The sequence below is a fragment of the Paenibacillus sp. BR2-3 genome, assembly GCF_046529485.1.
GTDB lineage: Bacteria > Bacillota > Bacilli > Paenibacillales > Paenibacillaceae > Paenibacillus_AQ.
This window is the reverse complement of record NZ_CP126311.1, coordinates 74,212-92,563: the sequence shown is the minus strand read 5'-3', so window position 1 is coordinate 92,563 and position 18,352 is coordinate 74,212. Positions and strand designations below refer to the sequence as shown.

The 18,352-nt window shown below is 48.4% G+C and carries 12 protein-coding genes, 1 tRNA gene and 3 rRNA genes; 1 reads left to right on the top strand and 15 read right to left on the bottom strand.

The features are described 5' to 3' along the window. The first annotated feature begins 5 nt into the window (after nt 1-5). Nucleotides 6-509 (top strand): tRNA adenosine(34) deaminase TadA, encoded by a 504-nt coding sequence (gene tadA, locus PaeBR_RS00440; protein WP_410515022.1) that lies wholly within the window; start codon nt 6-8, stop codon nt 507-509. A gap of 309 nt (nt 510-818) precedes the next feature. Here tadA and PaeBR_RS00435 read toward each other — a convergent pair whose 3' ends face one another. The 15 genes from PaeBR_RS00435 to dusB form a co-directional block, all read right to left on the bottom strand. Next, nucleotides 819-1,910 carry a hypothetical protein gene (locus PaeBR_RS00435; protein ID WP_410513001.1) on the bottom strand — a complete coding sequence of 364 codons (1,092 nt, stop codon included), beginning with the start codon at nt 1,908-1,910 and terminating at the stop codon, nt 819-821. A 104-nt stretch (nt 1,911-2,014) separates the two neighbouring features. After that, a complete protein-coding gene (locus PaeBR_RS00430; RefSeq protein WP_410513000.1) occupies nt 2,015-2,167 on the bottom strand; it encodes a small acid-soluble spore protein P in 153 nt (50 codons plus the stop codon). A 13-nt stretch (nt 2,168-2,180) separates the two neighbouring features. Beyond that, the gene (locus PaeBR_RS00425; protein WP_410512999.1) at nt 2,181-2,522 is read right to left on the bottom strand and encodes a hypothetical protein; all 342 of its coding nucleotides are present in this window, start codon (nt 2,520-2,522) and stop codon (nt 2,181-2,183) included. Nucleotides 2,523-2,696: 174 nt separating this feature from the next. Beyond that, nucleotides 2,697-2,785 (bottom strand) — tRNA-Ser (locus PaeBR_RS00420). Nucleotides 2,786-2,847: 62 nt separating this feature from the next. Then, complete coding sequence (gene serS, locus PaeBR_RS00415) at nt 2,848-4,137, bottom strand: serine--tRNA ligase (RefSeq protein WP_410512998.1); 1,290 nt, start codon at nt 4,135-4,137, stop codon at nt 2,848-2,850. An 88-nt stretch (nt 4,138-4,225) separates the two neighbouring features. Continuing rightward, entirely contained in the window at nt 4,226-4,810 is a 585-nt protein-coding gene (gene pdxT, locus PaeBR_RS00410; protein WP_410512997.1) for a pyridoxal 5'-phosphate synthase glutaminase subunit PdxT, read from the bottom strand. Between the two features lie 18 nt (nt 4,811-4,828). Next, nucleotides 4,829-5,710 carry a pyridoxal 5'-phosphate synthase lyase subunit PdxS gene (pdxS, locus tag PaeBR_RS00405; protein ID WP_410512996.1) on the bottom strand — a complete coding sequence of 294 codons (882 nt, stop codon included), beginning with the start codon at nt 5,708-5,710 and terminating at the stop codon, nt 4,829-4,831. Between the two features lie 111 nt (nt 5,711-5,821). Beyond that, the gene (locus PaeBR_RS00400) at nt 5,822-7,213 is read right to left on the bottom strand and encodes a D-alanyl-D-alanine carboxypeptidase family protein (RefSeq protein WP_410512995.1); all 1,392 of its coding nucleotides are present in this window, start codon (nt 7,211-7,213) and stop codon (nt 5,822-5,824) included. A 129-nt stretch (nt 7,214-7,342) separates the two neighbouring features. Beyond that, nucleotides 7,343-8,800 (bottom strand): IMP dehydrogenase, encoded by a 1,458-nt coding sequence (gene guaB / locus PaeBR_RS00395; protein ID WP_410515021.1) that lies wholly within the window; start codon nt 8,798-8,800, stop codon nt 7,343-7,345. A 375-nt stretch (nt 8,801-9,175) separates the two neighbouring features. After that, a 5S ribosomal RNA gene (rrf, locus tag PaeBR_RS00390) occupies nt 9,176-9,292 on the bottom strand. A gap of 137 nt (nt 9,293-9,429) precedes the next feature. After that, a 23S ribosomal RNA gene (locus tag PaeBR_RS00385) occupies nt 9,430-12,473 on the bottom strand. 397 nt (nt 12,474-12,870) lie between these two features. Continuing rightward, nucleotides 12,871-14,428: ribosomal RNA gene (locus PaeBR_RS00380) — 16S ribosomal RNA — on the bottom strand. The 16S, 23S and 5S rRNA genes sit together here, the layout of an rRNA operon. A 448-nt stretch (nt 14,429-14,876) precedes the next feature. Beyond that, a complete protein-coding gene (gene lysS, locus PaeBR_RS00375; protein ID WP_410512994.1) occupies nt 14,877-16,394 on the bottom strand; it encodes a lysine--tRNA ligase in 1,518 nt (505 codons plus the stop codon). 232 nt (nt 16,395-16,626) lie between these two features. Then, entirely contained in the window at nt 16,627-17,106 is a 480-nt protein-coding gene (gene greA / locus PaeBR_RS00370) for a transcription elongation factor GreA (protein ID WP_410512993.1), read from the bottom strand. Between the two features lie 203 nt (nt 17,107-17,309). Beyond that, the gene (gene dusB, locus PaeBR_RS00365; RefSeq protein WP_410512992.1) at nt 17,310-18,332 is read right to left on the bottom strand and encodes a tRNA dihydrouridine synthase DusB; all 1,023 of its coding nucleotides are present in this window, start codon (nt 18,330-18,332) and stop codon (nt 17,310-17,312) included. Nucleotides 18,333-18,352: the final 20 nt, after the last annotated feature.

Genomic DNA, 18,352 nt, shown 5'->3' with positions numbered 1-18,352 from the left:
AGCTGATGCATGAATTCTGGATGAAGAAGGCGATTGCCGAGGCCCGTAAAGCAGAAGCACTGGGAGAGGTTCCTATTGGAGCTATTGTGGTATGCCGGGGTGAAATTATCGGCCGCGGATACAATCTGCGTGAAACCACAATGGATTCAACGGCTCATGCGGAGATGGTGGCCATCAGAGAGGCGAGCAAAACTTTGAATTCCTGGCGCCTGCTGGACTGCTGTCTCTATGTAACACTGGAGCCTTGTCCCATGTGCGCAGGCGCAATTGTACAGTCCAGAGTCCCTCTGACCGTGTATGGTACGCCTGATCCGAAGGCCGGCTGTGCAGGCACACTTATGAATTTGCTGGATGAGCCGCGCTTCAATCATCGTACGGAAGTGGTACAGGGTATCCTGCAAGACGAATGCGCAGAGCTGTTAACCTCATTTTTCCGGCGTTTACGCCAAAAGCATGCCAAAATCAGGACTACAGTTGAGGAGCGAGCTAATGACCCTGGCTTATCATGATACACCAATAGGTATATATATTTCCCCGGTTCAGCTTGGGGATGCAGATAAGCTGATGAAGTTACGTCTGCATAACCGGAGCGCCCACAGGCGGTATGAGCCACTACATGAAGAGGATTTCTATACTTTGGAGGGTCAGCAGCCGAAGGGATCGCCCGCGGTTTTATCAAGATTAATGGACAATGGCAGGATCACCAGACCTTCGCTATATTAGCCGGAGAGCCTCTATAGATATTAATTATGAGCACACAGCAAAAATCCCGTATTGGCCTATTTCACGCCTAATACGGGATTTTGACATTTTAGAGGTTAGTACGCGCCCATTTCGTTGAACTGTTGCTCCAGCTCTTCCATGCTTACTACGTCATCACCTTGGGGAATACCGATTTTAAACTCCGGTTTCTCATTGATCCGGCTGTACTGGTTACTTCCAGTTAGTGATAGACCCATCTTCGTACCCGCTTCCGGATCAGTCATTTTTACATCCATTAACAGATCCTGATACACCGGAAATTCATCCTTATTAATGGCTGTATTGAACTTGAACTGGTTAACCGTCAAATATTTGCCAGGATCGGCAAGAACTTTATCCATCTCGGTTCTAGTTTCACCAGACTGTATTTCTTCTTTGGCTTTGGCCAGGTCTGCAGCGTCGATTTGCAGCATTTCCTTGTATTCGTCCTTGCCCAATATATCGATGATTTTCGGCAAAGCGTTGTTCACAAAGATTGTGATCGCTTCTTTGACGTTGTCATTAGTCACCTGGAACTGAACGACCTGCTTGGCATCGACACCCTCCGGCAGTTTAGCATTCTTAGGATCTATGTCCTTAAAATACTCGGCTTCATCGTATTCGGCTAGAAATGTGTCCATTACTTCATTAGAAAGCTTCTGAGCCTTTGCCGTATCCAGAGCACCAGGGTTAAATTCAGTCCCTTCCTGTTCTGCCAGCTCTTTCAGATCAAGTTCAAGGAACTTGCCTACAACAGTCTCCGGAAGCGGTAAAAACGGAATGGAAGGAATTTTAATAAACACCTTCTCTGTAGTTATTACCATCGGCACCGTGAAACTCATGGCCATATCGCCCTTCAAATTCAATACCAGCGTTGCCTCAGTCTGCATCGGATCCGCCTGATAGACACTATCTACCGTAATCTCCGCATTCTTGAGCATACTAAGCACCTGAGTTGTCATCCCATCCGCTTCGCCTGCTGATTCTTCGTCTATAGTCAGGTTGTTAATAACGAACCTGCTCTTCGTTTCATACGAAGTCATTGTAGTTGCTTTGGTAGCTGCTGCTTTCAAGGCCTCTTTCGGCTCCTGTTTGCTTGCACACCCCGGCAGTATCAATACTGCTGCTAACAGCAATGCTGCTGCTGAAATACCCCACTTTTTAATCATTATTTCTCTCCTCTCCCATGTAAAGAAATGCTTCCCCTTCCTAATGATAAACCATTTGTCGAAATTGGAAAACAAATTACTTCAAATTAGTTTATTTTACCTGATTAGCCTTCCGGATTATTATGGTCTACATGGTTGGCCTGCTTTACTTTTTTGGAGCCGGAAAGCGGCTCTGGACCGGATTTTTTGTGCTCTCTCTTTTGATTCCCTTCGGACGGTTGCCCCCCCGGAACCTGGATAGTTTTGGGCTTACTCATCTTTTCTCGCCTCCTATGGATTGGTCAAGCCCTGAAGAGCTTGTGCACACTCGTGAATCTGCCGTGTATATTGCTGGGCCAAAAGCTGTACAGCATCCGTATGCTCATCTGTGTGACGGCCACTCTTCTCCACATCAATCAGATCCACAGCAACCTCCCGACTATCTACATAAGTACAGCGGAAATCAAGAGAATATGCCTGGTGGCCTGCCGCATTAAAATGAATACGCAAGCTCTGCTTGTCAGCTTCGTCAGCCTGCACGGAAAAGCTGTCTCCGTCATTCATCAGTTCAGGCAGCCGCTCTTCCCAAGCCGTTACAAGACTATGTTGATCTAACTGCAATGGTCGGTCCATTTTATATTCAGCCTCCTTTCCCTATTACATTGCGGAGAAAACAGGCTTTTTATTCCCTGCTGGTTCTCAGTCCATAAAATGAGGAACATCCACCAAAGGTAAATACAGAAAAACAAAAAAGCCGCCTCCCGAAGGAAACGACTTATAGCTATATTCAAACTGAATATTTAGGAATGGCGGAGAGGATGGGATTCGAACCCATGTGGGCTTGCACCCTAACGGTTTTCAAGACCGCCCCGTTATGACCGCTTCGGTACCTCTCCAATGCATCAAAATTTCACATGCATTAATATTATATCATACAAAGCAAAGATACGCAACTATATTATTGAGTGGATTTGGGGCCAATGGATTTCACGTTACGCATATAGGGTTGAAGACATTCCGGAATCAAAACAGTGCCGTCTTCCTGCTGATAATTTTCAAGAATAGCGGCTACTGTACGGCCAACCGCGAGCGCTGAACCATTCAGGGTATGTACGAATTCCGGCTTAGCCTTGGGTTCAGAACGGAATCGAATGTTGGCCCGGCGTGCTTGAAAATCCTCGGTATTCGAACAGGAGGAAATTTCGCGGTACATTCCGCTTTCAGGCAGCCAAACTTCCAAATCGTACGTCTTCGCAGATGTAAAGCCCATGTCGCCTGTACAGAGCCCCAGGACACGATATGGCAATTCCAGCAGCTGCAGCACACGTTCAGCATCTGCTGTCATTTTTTCCAGCTCCTCATAGGACGATTCCGGAGTTGTAAGCTTCACCAGCTCTACTTTATTGAATTGATGCTGACGAATCAATCCGCGCGTATCACGCCCCGCTGATCCTGCTTCTGAACGGAAACAGGAGCTGTAGGCTACATGATATTTGGGCAGATCGGCAGCAGTCAGGATTTCTTCACGATAATAATTCGTAACCGGAACTTCAGCCGTAGGAATTAAATAATATTCGGTATCCCGCAGCTTGAAAAGATCCTCTTCGAACTTAGGAAGCTGTCCGGTACCATATAAGCTATCCTTGTTTACAATGTAAGGAGGCAGCATTTCCTCATAGTTATGCTCACCGCTGTGAAGATCCATCATAAAGTTAATCAGGGCGCGTTCGAGACGTGCTCCAAGTCCCTTATAAAAAGCAAAACGGGAACCCGTAACCTTGGCAGCGGCTTCAAAATCAATAATGTTCAAATTCTGAGCCAGTTCCCAATGGGATTTTGGTGTAAAGCCGAATTCACGCGGAGTAGACCAGCGCCTTACTTCGACGTTCTCTTCCTCGGATTTGCCAATGGGCACCGAAGCATGAGGGATGTTCGGTATACTCAGCGTCAGCTCGGAAATTTGAGACTCCAGCTCCCGCACCTCATCATCCAGTTCTTTGATCCGGTCTGACACTGTGCGCATCTCGGTGATCAACTCATCCGCAGGCTCTCCATTCTTCTTGCGCTTTGCTACTTCTCCAGATACAGTGTTACGACGATTCTTAAGGCCTTCCGTCTCCTGAAGCAGCTCACGGCGACGTAGATCCAATGGTGGAAAGCCAGCAATCAAATCAAGCGATTTGCCCCGGTTCGCCAATGCCTTCTCTACGCTGGCATAATCACTGCGTAATACTTTAACATCTAACACAAAGGTTCCCTCCTGAAAACAGCCTTAACTCTTTCAAGTTGCTGGTATCAGCTTTGAAAGAGTAAGGATGTTCTTATATGCAGTTCTATTACTCGGATGATGTCCTGCTCACTTGTACCATATCGGTAAAATACTGATGAAGCCTGTAATCATCCGTTAGTTCCGGGTGATATGATGAGACAAGCAGATTGCCTTGGCGTGCGGTCACGATCTCATCCTTGTAAATGGAGAGCACCTCGACTTCAGGCCCTACTTCATTAATAAGCGGCGCACGGATAAATACCGCCCGAACCGGCTCCTCAATGCCTTTTACATCCAGATCGCATTCAAAGCTTTCCCGCTGGCGTCCAAATGCATTCCGTGCCACGGTAATGTCCATCAGTTCTAAATGTCCGGGCTCACCGCCGGCAATTTCCTTAGCCAGCACGATCATACCTGCGCAGGTCCCGAAGATCGGCTTACCTTGGCCTGAGAAATCACGGATGGCCTCGATGAAGCCATACTTGCGCATCAGCTTACCGATCGTAGTACTCTCTCCACCCGGGATAATCAGACCTTCAACCTCTTCGAGCTGCTCTACCCGCTTGATCGGCAAGCCTTCAGCTCCGGTCTTCCCTATACTGACAATATGCTCTGTTACAGCGCCCTGCAGCGCCAGCACTCCTATTCTCATCCGGTAACCTTCTCTCTATTAACGGCCACGCTCCGACATGCGTTCAGCCGGCGTCAGAGTCGCAATATCAATACCCTTCATCGGAGTACCCAGATTCTTGGATACTTCAGCAATCAATTTGTAATCGGTGAAGTGTGTGGTTGCTTCCACAATCGCACGTGCGAACTTCTCAGGGTTGTCCGATTTGAAAATACCTGATCCGACGAACACACCGTCAGCTCCCAAATGCATCATCAGAGCCGCATCAGCCGGTGTAGCTACGCCGCCAGCCGCAAAGTTAACAACAGGCAGTTTGCCAAGCTCATGCACTTCAAGCAGCAGTTCATAAGGAACGCCCAAAATTTTAGCTTCATTATAAAGCTCGTCCAGGGATAAATTGGTTACCTTGCGGATTTGGCTGTTAATGAAACGCATATGGCGCACAGCCTCCACAATATTGCCTGTTCCCGGTTCGCCTTTGGTACGGATCATAGATGCACCTTCGTTAATACGACGCAGTGCTTCTCCAAGATCCTTTGCTCCACATACGAAAGGAACCGTGAATTCACGTTTATTGATATGGAACACTTCGTCAGCAGGTGTAAGCACTTCGCTCTCGTCCAGATAGTCTACACCCAGCGACTCGAGTACTTTCGCTTCTACGTAATGTCCGATACGAGCTTTAGCCATAACAGGAATGCTCACCACTTTGATAACCTCTTCTACAATAGTAGGATCAGCCATCCGTGCTACACCTCCGGCTGCCCGAATATCGGAAGGTACGCGTTCCAGAGCCATAACGGCTACTGCACCCGCAGCCTCAGCAATTTTTGCTTGTTCTGCATTCATGACGTCCATGATGACGCCGCCTTTTTGCATTTCTGCCATGCCTCTTTTAACTCGCGATGTTCCTGTTTCCATGTCCAAGCCTCCCGATTGATCTATCTTAATCTAACATGTAATTTTACCGCAAGGCGGCTAAATATACAACCCATTTACTCGGAATTTCTACTGATCCGGCAAGAAAGCCCATTAGAACAAGTTTTTAATTCCTTTAAACAGATCGCTTAAAAATTCTCCTATCGCTCTAAAGAGCAGTTTAAACCAGCCCGCTTTCTCCGCTTCATCCGAGGTAATCAGATTCACCGTCTTCTGCTGAGCCTGAGTCATGCCCTCAACCTGGTAGGAATAAGTCACCTTACCTACTTTTGAGCCTTTAGCAATAGGAGCAACCAGAGTTGCCGGATCATTAATAACGACTGTGGTGGTAATCTCCGGGGATGCTGTTCCTTTCGGTACGATAAAAGTAACTCCTTCATCGGTAACTACGGAAACGTCTTTGTTCTTCCCTTTGAGCACCGGCACGGTTTCATTGCCTTGTACGACGGACTTCGGTGAAATCACCTGTTTGACTTCAAAATTATTAAAGCCAAAATCAAGCACCTTCTTCGTTTCGGTGAATCGATGCGCTTCGGAGTTTGCTCCCATTACGACACTGATCAACCGCATTCCATCACGCATAGCCGTACCCGTAAAATTGTTTCCTGCTTTGGTGGTATGTCCAGTCTTTAAACCATCCAGACCCGGATAGGCGTAGGCCTTAAAGTTGACGTTATTCTTATTAGCCTCCAGCATCCAGTTATAGTTAATCATAGGATCCTTATCCCGTGGGCGGAATTTGTATGATTGAATAGTTGTGAATTTTGTGAAATCAGGATGATCGGTAACTATATATTTAGCAAGAATAGCGGCGTCCATGGCAGACATTACGGTTTCTTTATCTGTATCCGGACGGAATTCTGCTGGCATATCTTCACGATCAAGACCTGTAGAATTGACAAAATAGGCCGTTTTCATTCCCATCTTCTGTGCTGTCTCATTCATCATAGACACGAATTCCAGCTCTGATCCGCCAACAAGTTCCGCTAGAGCTACCGTGGCATCATTAGCAGAGCCAACCGCCATCGCTATGTAAAGCTCCTCAACAGTATGTTCGTCCCCTACAGCGAGAAAAATACGTGAACCGATTTGCTTGGCGGCATTTTCCTGAATGACAACCTTTTGATCCCAGGTAATCTTGCCATTCTTAACGGCATCAGCTACAAGGTACTCCGTCATCATCTTCGTCATACTGGCGGGTGGAAGGGAGACATCAGCGTTTAATGACAACAACACCTGTCCTGTAGTCGGCTCAATCAGCACCGCTGAACGCAAATCCAGACCAAGCGATTCTACAGAAGGGATCTTTACTGCTGAACCGGTTGCTGTAGCTGGCGCTGTTGACCCTGCCGCCGTTGCGGCCGGTGTTTCTCCTCCTTCGGCATTTGCCGGAATAGCGGAGAACATAAGCATATTTAAAAGCAGACCTACTGTCGCTGTCTTGATCACCAATTGCTTACCATTAAATTTCTGCTTGTACTTCAATGATTTATACGCTCCTTTTAAACCTCAGTATCCATTGCTTGTTCTATTCTAACACAGGGGTACCCGCAAAAAAAGACAGACAGGGCGAAATTCGTCCTTGTCCGTCCGGAAAATAGCAGTATAGGTCGATTACAAGGAATAATTGGGAGCTTCCTTTGTAATCTGTACATCATGTGGATGACTTTCGCGCAAACCTGCACCGGTAATACGAATGAAAGAAGTGTCATTGCGCAGCTCTGTCAGGTTCTTGGTACCGCAATAGCCCATACCTGAACGGAGACCGCCGATCAGCTGGTGAACCGTATCGGAGAGTGGTCCTTTAAAAGCAACACGGCCTTCAATACCTTCAGGAACCAGTTTCTTATCGTCATCCTGGAAGTAACGATCCTTGCTTCCCTGCTTCATGGCACTCATACTGCCCATGCCGCGGTATACTTTAAATTTCCGGCCTTGATAAATCTCGGATTCGCCCGGACTTTCTTCGGTACCTGCAAACAGACTTCCCATCATAACAGCATGAGCACCGGCCGCTATAGCCTTCGTAATCTCACCGGAGTACTTAATACCGCCGTCTGCAATGACTGGAATTCCATATTCACGAGCAACTGTTGCACAATCGTAAATAGCTGTAACCTGTGGCACACCGATACCGGCAATTACGCGTGTTGTACAGATAGAGCCCGGCCCGATCCCCACTTTAACAACCGATGCTCCTGCTTCAATCAGTTCACGTGTGGCGTCACCAGTTGCTACGTTACCGGCAACAATTGTTAAATCGGGGTAGAGGTTTCGCAGTTGACGAACGGCTTCAATAATATTGATATGGTGACCATGCGCAGAATCCACGGTGATAAGGTCAACACCCGCTTGAACCAGGGCCTCAGCACGTTCAAAGGTATCCTTGGAAATGCCAATAGCTGCACCAACAAGCAGCCGGCCTTGGGAATCCTTAGCCCCATTAGGGAATTGGATGGCTTTCTCAATATCCTTTATGGTAATAAGACCCTTAAGGATATTATTCTCATCAACCAGAGGAAGCTTCTCGATCTTATGGCGCTGCAGAATGCCCTCGGCTTCCTGAAGAGTGGTTCCAACAGCAGCGGTAACCAGATTATCATGAGTCATGACTTCGCTAATACGGATGTTATAATCATGGATAAAACGCAAATCTCTATTCGTCAAAATCCCAACCAATTTATTGTTCGCATCGACAATAGGTACACCCGAGATGCGGTACTTGCCCATCAAATGTTCAGCATCAGATACCCAGTGGTCTGGCGTAAGAGAGAAAGGATTTGTAATAACACCACTCTCGGAGCGTTTCACACGGTCCACCTCTTCCGCTTGCTGCTCCACGGACATATTCTTGTGGATGATGCCGATGCCGCCCTCACGCGCGATAGCAATCGCCATAGCTGCTTCTGTTACCGTGTCCATACCTGCGCTCATAAGCGGAATATTCAGTTTTACGTTCTTACTTAGAACGGTAGACAGATCCACTTCCTTCGGCAAAACCTCAGATTTCCGCGGAACCAGCAGCACATCATCAAAAGTTAGTCCCTCTTTACCAAACTTGTCTTCCCACACCTGGGTCATTCCTCCTCGATTATCTATTTCTTAGGCCCACAAACGTTATGAAAGAAGAAACTCCGAGTCCAGTCCATTCAAGATAGACAAATACAAGAGACGTTGGAAGTTTACATTTCCGTATCTTCATTTAAGGTTTGAGATGCTTGTCCAAAAATATATTATTGCCATCTTAGCAAAGGCTTTTTGCACTGTCAAGAATATTACACGGAGTAGTGAGGTATTCATAAAACCTTATACACGAAAGCGAATTCTTGGACGGAAGTCCACTCCAGGCGGACAATCCCTATCTAGTACAAGTGCTCCTACCAACTGAATTCGTTATTCGATGTACAAAAAAACCACTGTCAAATGAATCAACAGTGGCTTCCATGTGCTTGGCAACGTCCTACTCTCCCAGGACCCTTCGGTCCAAGTACCATCGGCGCTGGAGGTCTTAACGGTCGTGTTCGGGATGGGTACGCGTGGAACCCCTCCGCTATCGCCACCAAACAGGTTTTTTCCGGTCGTATCACTCCCCGAATTTCTCCAGGAAAATAACCAACACTAGAAAAGACATGCAGCTTATAGCTACTTCAGGAATTTGACTCCCTGAAAACTGAATCCGAAACGAATCTGCGAATTAAATATTGGATAAGCCCTCGACCGATTAGTATTGGTCAGCTCCATGCATTGCTGCACTTCCACCTCCAACCTATCTACCTCGTCGTCTTCAAGGGGTCTTACGTATTGGGAAATCTCATCTTGAGGGGGGCTTCACGCTTAGATGCTTTCAGCGCTTATCCCGTCCGTACGTAGCTACTCAGCCATGCTCCTGGCGGAACAACTGATGCACCAGCGGTACGTCCATCCCGGTCCTCTCGTACTAAGGACAGCTCCTCTCAAATTTCCTGCGCCCACGACAGATAGGGACCGAACTGTCTCACGACGTTCTGAACCCAGCTCGCGTACCGCTTTAATGGGCGAACAGCCCAACCCTTGGGACCTACTTCAGCCCCAGGATGCGATGAGCCGACATCGAGGTGCCAAACCTCCCCGTCGATGTGGACTCTTGGGGGAGATAAGCCTGTTATCCCCAGGGTAGCTTTTATCCGTTGAGCGATGGCCCTTCCATGCGGTACCACCGGATCACTAAGTCCGACTTTCGTCCCTGCTCGACTTGTAGGTCTCGCAGTCAAGCTCCCTTATGCCTTTGCACTCTTCGAATGATTTCCAACCATTCTGAGGGAACCTTGGAACGCCTCCGTTACTCTTTAGGAGGCGACCGCCCCAGTCAAACTGCCCGCCTGACACGGTCCCCGCACCCGATTAGGGTGCCAGGTTAGAACCTAGATACGATCAGGGTGGTATCCCAACGTCGCCTCTGCAGAAGCTTGCGCTCCTGCTTCCCTGGCTCCCACCTATCCTGTACAGATCGTACCCAAATTCAATATCAAGCTGCAGTAAAGCTCCATGGGGTCTTTCCGTCTTGTCGCGGGTAACCTGCATCTTCACAGGTATTAAAATTTCACCGGATCTCTCGTTGAGACAGCGCCCAAGTCGTTACGCCATTCGTGCGGGTCAGAATTTACCTGACAAGGAATTTCGCTACCTTAGGACCGTTATAGTTACGGCCGCCGTTTACTGGGGCTTCGGTTCACAGCTTCGGATTGCTCCTAACCGCTCCCCTTAACCTTCCAGCACCGGGCAGGCGTCAGCCCGTATACTTCGCCTTGCGGCTTCGCACAGACCTGTGTTTTTGCTAAACAGTCGCTTGGGCCTTTTCACTGCGGCCCCCTCGTGCTATTCACACTACCGGGGCACCCCTTCTCCCGAAGTTACGGGGTCATTTTGCCGAGTTCCTTAACGAGAGTTCTTCCGCGCGCCTTAGAATTCTCTTCTCGCCTACCTGTGTCGGTTTGCGGTACGGGCACCTTCTCCTGGCTAGAGGCTTTTCTTGGCAGTGTGAGATCATGACCTTCGCTACTGTAATTTTCGCTCCCCATCACAGCCCAGCCTTAATGATGTGCGGATTTGCCTACACATCAGCCTCACTGCTTAGACGGACATCCATCAGTCCGCGTCACTACCCTCCTGCGTCACCCCATCGCTCATAGCGGATTACGGTGGTACAGTAATTTCAAACTGTTGTCCTTCGACTACGCCTTTCGGCCTCGCCTTAGGTCCCGACTTACCCTGAGCGGACGAGCCTTCCTCAGGAAACCTTGGGCTTTCGGCGGATCAGATTCTCACTGATCTTTTCGTTACTCATACCGGCATTCTCACTTGTATGCTGTCCAGCGCTCCTTACGGTACACCTTCAACCCACATACAACGCTCCCCTACCCCAGGATCGACTTCACTCCAGCTTCGAAGTGTGCTTATCCCTAGAAGCATTTAGCCCTCATCTTTTCAAATGATTTCAGGCATAAATGTCTACTCTGATAAACACCGCTCAAAGAAGCAGTGAAGTCGATCCTAGCCATAGCTTCGGTGGTGTGTTTAGCCCCGTTACATTTTCGGCGCAGAGTCACTCGACCAGTGAGCTATTACGCACTCTTTCAATGGTGGCTGCTTCTAAGCCAACATCCTGGTTGTCTGTGCAACTCCACATCCTTTCCCACTTAACACACACTTGGGGACCTTAGCTGATGGTCTGGGCTGTTTCCCTTTTGACAATGGATCTTAGCACTCACTGTCTGACTCCCGGCAATAAGTAGATGGCATTCGGAGTTTGACTGATCTTGGTAACCCTTGCGGGCCCCGCAACCAATCAGTGCTCTACCTCCATTACTCTTGTGCCGAGGCTAGCCCTAAAGCTATTTCGGGGAGAACCAGCTATCTCCGAGTTCGATTGGAATTTCTCCGCTACCCCCACCTCATCCCCGCATTTTTCAACATGCGTGGGTTCGGGCCTCCAGTGCGTGTTACCGCACCTTCACCCTGGACAGGGGTAGATCACACGGTTTCGGGTCTACGTCCACATACTATGTCGCCCTATTCAGACTCGCTTTCGCTGCGGCTCCGGCTTCTCACCTTAACCTTGCATGTTAAACGTAACTCGCCGGTTCATTCTACAAAAGGCACGCCATCACCCATAGATCGGGCTCTGACTTTTTGTAAGCACACGGTTTCAGGTTCTATTTCACTCCCCTTCCGGGGTGCTTTTCACCTTTCCCTCACGGTACTGTTTCACTATCGGTCGCCAGGTAGTATTTAGCCTTAGCAGATGGTCCTGCTGGATTCATACGGGGTTTCACGTGCCCCGCACTACTCGGGATCCGTCTCGGAGAGAACATGGTTTAGGTTACAGGGCTATTACCTCTATCGCGGGCCTTTCCAGACCTCTTCACCTACCAGATTCCTTTGTAACTCCATGGGAGACGTCCCACAACCCCCAGGCGATAAATCGCCCAAGTTTAGGCTGTTCCGCGTTCGCTCGCCGCTACTGACGGAATCACTATTGTTTTCTCTTCCTCAGGGTACTTAGATGTTTCAGTTCCCCTGGTCTGCCTCTATCTCTCCTATGTGTTCAGAGAGAAGTAACTGCGAATTACCACAGCTGGGTTTCCCCATTCGGACACCCTCGGATCAAAGCTTGCTTACAGCTCCCCGAGGCAGTTTCGTTGTTCGCCACGTCCTTCGTCGGCTCCTGGCGCCTAGGCATCCTCCGTGTGCTCTTATTAGCTTAACCTCGATTTTTTCCGTAGGAAAAATATCGGACCATTGATGTTCATCTAAAGACAAACCCCAATCACTCAATACTCCTTCAGGAGAGAATCGTATCAACTAATAACATTCACTTGTTTGCACAAGTGTGCTAAAAGATGTTCTAAAACGCAAATTCGTTTCGGTATCCAGTTTTCAAGGATCAAGTTTCTGGATTTTTGGGTCGAGCACGACTGTGCCGATCAAAATTCCAGACTAGATGTTACCTTTGAGAGCTTAAACTCTCAAAACTGAGCAACGAGTGAGTTAAAAGCTTTGCGAAGCAAAGCTGCTTCGAAAGCCTAAGCTTGAACCTAAAGGTTCTTATAGAAGCCTGCGCTTCGTATTTGAATGTCACCATTGCAGGTGACGATTCTCCATAGAAAGGAGGTGATCCAGCCGCACCTTCCGATACGGCTACCTTGTTACGACTTCACCCCAATCATCTACCCCACCTTCGGCGGCTGGCTCCCTTGCGGGTTACCCCACCGACTTCGGGTGTTGTAAACTCTCGTGGTGTGACGGGCGGTGTGTACAAGACCCGGGAACGTATTCACCGCGGCATGCTGATCCGCGATTACTAGCAATTCCGACTTCATGCAGGCGAGTTGCAGCCTGCAATCCGAACTGAGACCGGCTTTGCTGGGATTGGCTCCACCTCGCGGTTTCGCTTCCCGTTGTACCGGCCATTGTAGTACGTGTGTAGCCCAGGTCATAAGGGGCATGATGATTTGACGTCATCCCCACCTTCCTCCGGTTTGTCACCGGCAGTCACTCTAGAGTGCCCAGCTTCACCTGCTGGCAACTAAAGTTAAGGGTTGCGCTCGTTGCGGGACTTAACCCAACATCTCACGACACGAGCTGACGACAACCATGCACCACCTGTCTTGGGTGCTCCGAAGAGGGACACTATCTCTAGTGTTTTCACCCAGATGTCAAGACCTGGTAAGGTTCTTCGCGTTGCTTCGAATTAAACCACATACTCCACTGCTTGTGCGGGTCCCCGTCAATTCCTTTGAGTTTCAGTCTTGCGACCGTACTCCCCAGGCGGAGTGCTTACTGTGTTAACTTCGGCACCAAGGGTATCGAAACCCCTAACACCTAGCACTCATCGTTTACGGCGTGGACTACCAGGGTATCTAATCCTGTTTGCTCCCCACGCTTTCGCGCCTCAGCGTCAGTTACAGCCCAGAAAGTCGCCTTCGCCACTGGTGTTCCTCCACATATCTACGCATTTCACCGCTACACGTGGAATTCCACTTTCCTCTTCTGTACTCAAGCCACCCAGTTTCCAGTGCGACCTCAGGTTGAGCCCAAGGTTTAAACACCAGACTTAAGTAGCCGCCTGCGCGCGCTTTACGCCCAATAATTCCGGACAACGCTTGCCCCCTACGTATTACCGCGGCTGCTGGCACGTAGTTAGCCGGGGCTTTCTTCTCAGGTACCGTCACTCTCATAGCAGTTACTCTATGAGACGTTCTTCCCTGGCAACAGAGCTTTACGATCCGAAAACCTTCATCACTCACGCGGCATTGCTCCGTCAGGCTTTCGCCCATTGCGGAAGATTCCCTACTGCTGCCTCCCGTAGGAGTCTGGGCCGTGTCTCAGTCCCAGTGTGGCCGTTCACCCTCTCAGGTCGGCTACGCATCGTCGCCTTGGTGAGCCGTTACCTCACCAACTAGCTAATGCGCCGCAGGCCCATCCCTCAGTGACAGATTGCTCCGTCTTTCATCCTTCCTTCAGGAGAAGAAAGGAATTATCCGGTATTAGCTACCGTTTCCGGTAGTTATCCCAGGCTAAGGGGCAGGTTGCCTACGTGTTACTCACCCGTCCGCCGCTAAATCCTATTGAAAGCAAGCTCCCAATAAAACTCCGCTCGACTTGCATGTATTAGGCATGCCGCCAGCGTTCGTCCTGAGCCAGGATCAAACTCTCCAATTAGGTTTTTTCGAGCGATTACTTCCCCGAATCGCTCCGAGAAAATAACCATCCGAAAAGATATTGAAAAGAGCGATAGCTCATTTTGAAACATCTGACGAGAATTTACATTCTCATTTTTTTGGATTTCACTTTCGTAAAATCCCACTCACTCGTTGTTCAGTTTTCAAAGATCAAGTTCTCGTTGTCGGTCATTAATGCTCACCAGCAACTCTTATAATATATCATATCCAACCGTGTAATGCAAGCTCTTTTTTTTAATTTCTTTTCGAGCTCGCCATCAACATTTCTTGGCCGGAATAAGAATATACCATGTGTGAATATCTATTGCAAGCTTTTTTTGAAACTTAGTGTATATCATTAGGTTGTATGGATTCTACAGGTTTGCCTTCAACTTTCTCCAAGGGAAGTCGCCACCGAGGCGAGCCCCTTGGTTAAGGTTGTCTTATTACTATTCCGTACGGTTGCGCATATGCGGGAACAACAGTACATCCCGAATCGATGCTGAGTTCGTGAGCAGCATAATCAGACGGTCCACCCCGATACCCAATCCACCTGTAGGCGGCATGCCGTATTCCAGGGCGCGAATGAAATCATCATCCATCTCATGAGCTTCGTCGTTGCCTTGCTCTTTCTCATGGATCTGTGCCTCAAAACGCTGACGCTGGTCAATAGGATCGTTCAACTCACTGAATGCATTAGCATGCTCACGTGCCACGATAAACAGCTCAAACCGGTCTGTAAAGCGTGGATCTAGATCGTTCTTTTTGGCCAGCGGGGAAATTTCAACCGGATGACCTGTAACAAACGTAGGCTGAATTAGGGTTTCCTCTACAAACTGCTCAAAAAAGGCATTCAGAATATGTCCGAAGGTCATATGCTTTTCAACGGGTACACGATGTTCCTTAGCCAGAGCTTGAGCTTCTTCATCACTCATTTGAACACTGAAGTCTACACCCGTTACTTCCTTAACCGCATCTACCATAGATACACGGCGCCATTGAGGTGTCAGGTCGACTTCCTGGCCTTGATAATTCACCTTTAGCGTTCCGAGGACTTCCTGAGCAATATGGGCAATCAGGCTCTCGGTCAAATGCATAATGTCCTTATAGTCGGCATAAGCCTCATAGAGCTCAATCATTGTGAATTCCGGGTTATGTCGGGTAGAGATTCCTTCGTTACGGTATACACGTCCGATCTCATACACTTTTTCCAGACCGCCAACAATCAGACGCTTCAAGTGAAGCTCAATAGCAATCCGCATGTAAAGCTGCATCTCAAGGGTATTATGGTAGGTAATGAAGGGACGTGCAGCCGCACCGCCGGCAATGGCATGCAGGGTTGGCGTTTCAACCTCCAGATAGCCAAGGGAGTCCAAATAACGACGCATCGATTGAATAATCCGGGAACGGGCAATAAACGTCTGCTGTACCTCTGGATTAATAATTAGGTCGACATAACGCTGGCGGTATCGCAGTTCTACGTCTTTCAGACCATGGTATTTCTCCGGAAGCGGAAGCAGTGATTTGGACAGCACCTCAAGATTATGTACCTTAATAGAGGTTTCTCCGGTTTTTGTTTTGAAAATCGTTCCTCTTACGCCGATGATATCCCCCAGATCCAAAATGCTAAATCCGTCGTATTGGGCTTCTGGAATACTATCCTGCCGCACGTAGATTTGAATTTTACCGCTGAGATCCTGAAGATGGGCGAAGCTGGCTTTACCCATGCTCCGTTTTGCCATAATACGTCCAGCTATGCTGACTTCAACCGCCAATTCGTCTAGTTCCTCTTTGGTCATGCTCTCATACTTGGTGAGAAGGTCTCCGGCGTTAGCCGTGCGCTCATACTTTTTACCGAAAGGATCAATTCCCAAACCCCGCAGCTCGTCCAATTTGGCCCGGCGGATTTGCAGCAGCTCACTTAACTCCTTCTCCTGGTTATCCGCATTGTTCAATTCTTCAGTCATGCTTTACATCCCCTTCTTATAACTCAGTGTATCTATACGTAAGAAGAAACGGCTCCGCCTTCATCATTGTGAGGACAGTCCCGTTCCATTTAAAATAAGTACATTTTTGCGCTTCCTTTAATTTTGAAAAAAGCTTCCCTAAGGAAGCTTTCTCAAACCAGCCGCCAGGGCGATAAATCCGGACTGCAATGTAAAAAGCAGCAGGTTAGCGGCAGACGCAATGTCCATAAAATTACTTCATCTTGATATCGATGATTTTATATTGAATAACGCCAGCAGGTACACTTACATCTACGATAGTTCCCTTTTTCTTACCGATAATAGCTTTCCCTACCGGGCTTTCGTTGGAAATCTTGTTGTTGAGCGGATCAGACTCAGCGGAACCAACGATGGTATATTCCATAACGTCGCCATACTCCATATCCTCAACGTTAACGGTAACACCGATGCTCACCACGTCGGTGACGATCTCATTGCTATTGATAATACGTGCATTACGGAGCATTTTTTCCAAAGTGATTACGCGTCCTTCAATAAAAGCCTGTTCGTTCTTCGCGTCCTCATACTCCGAGTTCTCACTGATATCGCCATAACCAATCGCCACCTTAATCCGTTCGGCCACCTCGCGGCGTTTTACGGATTTGAGGGTCTCCAATTCTTCTTCCAGACGCTTTAGACCGTCCGGTGTAAGGATGACTTCTTTATCGCTCATCTCAACCGATTCTCCTGTCGTTATACATTTATTGAAAACACCATAACTATATGCGAATCTGGAGGGATAAGAACCCTCCTTGCTGCATGCTGTAACTGTAACGGTAATTTTATACTGAGAAATTATATTGGAACCGCTACAAAATGTCAATGATACCCCATATAATGTTCGGTGTAATCAAGAAATGCTAGAAAAGCCGCCTTTTATACCGTCGAGAGGGCCGCTCCGGCACCTTCCATGCCGCTTTCCTCGTCGTGTTTTAATTGTTCGGCAAAATCATTCAAAATCCTCACCATTTCATCACGCTTGGTTTCTTCCATAATAACATCCTTCACGCGCGCAGCCGCTTTGAGGCCTTTCAGATACCAAGCCAGATGCTTGCGCATCTCACGTACGGCTACCGCCTCCCCTTTAAGATCGACGAGACGATCCATATGAAGAATAGCGACTTTAATCTTCTCTTCCGCTGTTGGCTCGGGCATAAGCTCACCAGTATTCAGATACTGTATCGTACGGTACAACATCCACGGATTGCCGAGTGCACCCCGACCAATCATCACGCCGTCGCAGCCCGTCTGATCCAGCATCGCCCGGGCATCTTCCGGCGTATTTACATCACCGTTGCCGATAATCGGGATAGAAACAGCCTGTTTGGCCATTCTGATATAATCCCAGTTCGCATGGCCCGTGTACAGCTGCTCCCGTGTCCGTCCATGAACGCTGACGGCCTGACCACCGGCGCGTTCTACCGCGCGTGCATTGTCCTCAACGAAAATATGCTCGCTATCCCAGCCGATGCGCATTTTAACGGTCACCGGTTTATCGACAGCCTCCACCACTGCAGAGACCATTTCGTAAATTTTGTCGGGATTCAGCAGCCAACGCGCACCCGCATCACATTTGGTGACTTTCGGAACGGGACAGCCCATATTAATATCAATAATATCCGCATTGGTCTCTTTATCGACAACTTTAGCCGCTTCTACCAGAGACTCGCGATCCCCGCCAAAAATCTGCAGGCTGAGCGGTTTCTCACGCTCGTCCACAAACAGCATTTCACGTGTGCGTTTATTACCATGAATAATGGCCTTATCGCTTACCATTTCGGCACAGACAAGACCGGTACCAAACTCCTTGGCAATAAGCCGGAATGCCGGATTACATACACCCGCCATTGGAGCCAGAACAACCTGGTTTTTCATTTCAATGCCGCCGATTTTCAGCATGCAGTTCACTTCCTTTGCCG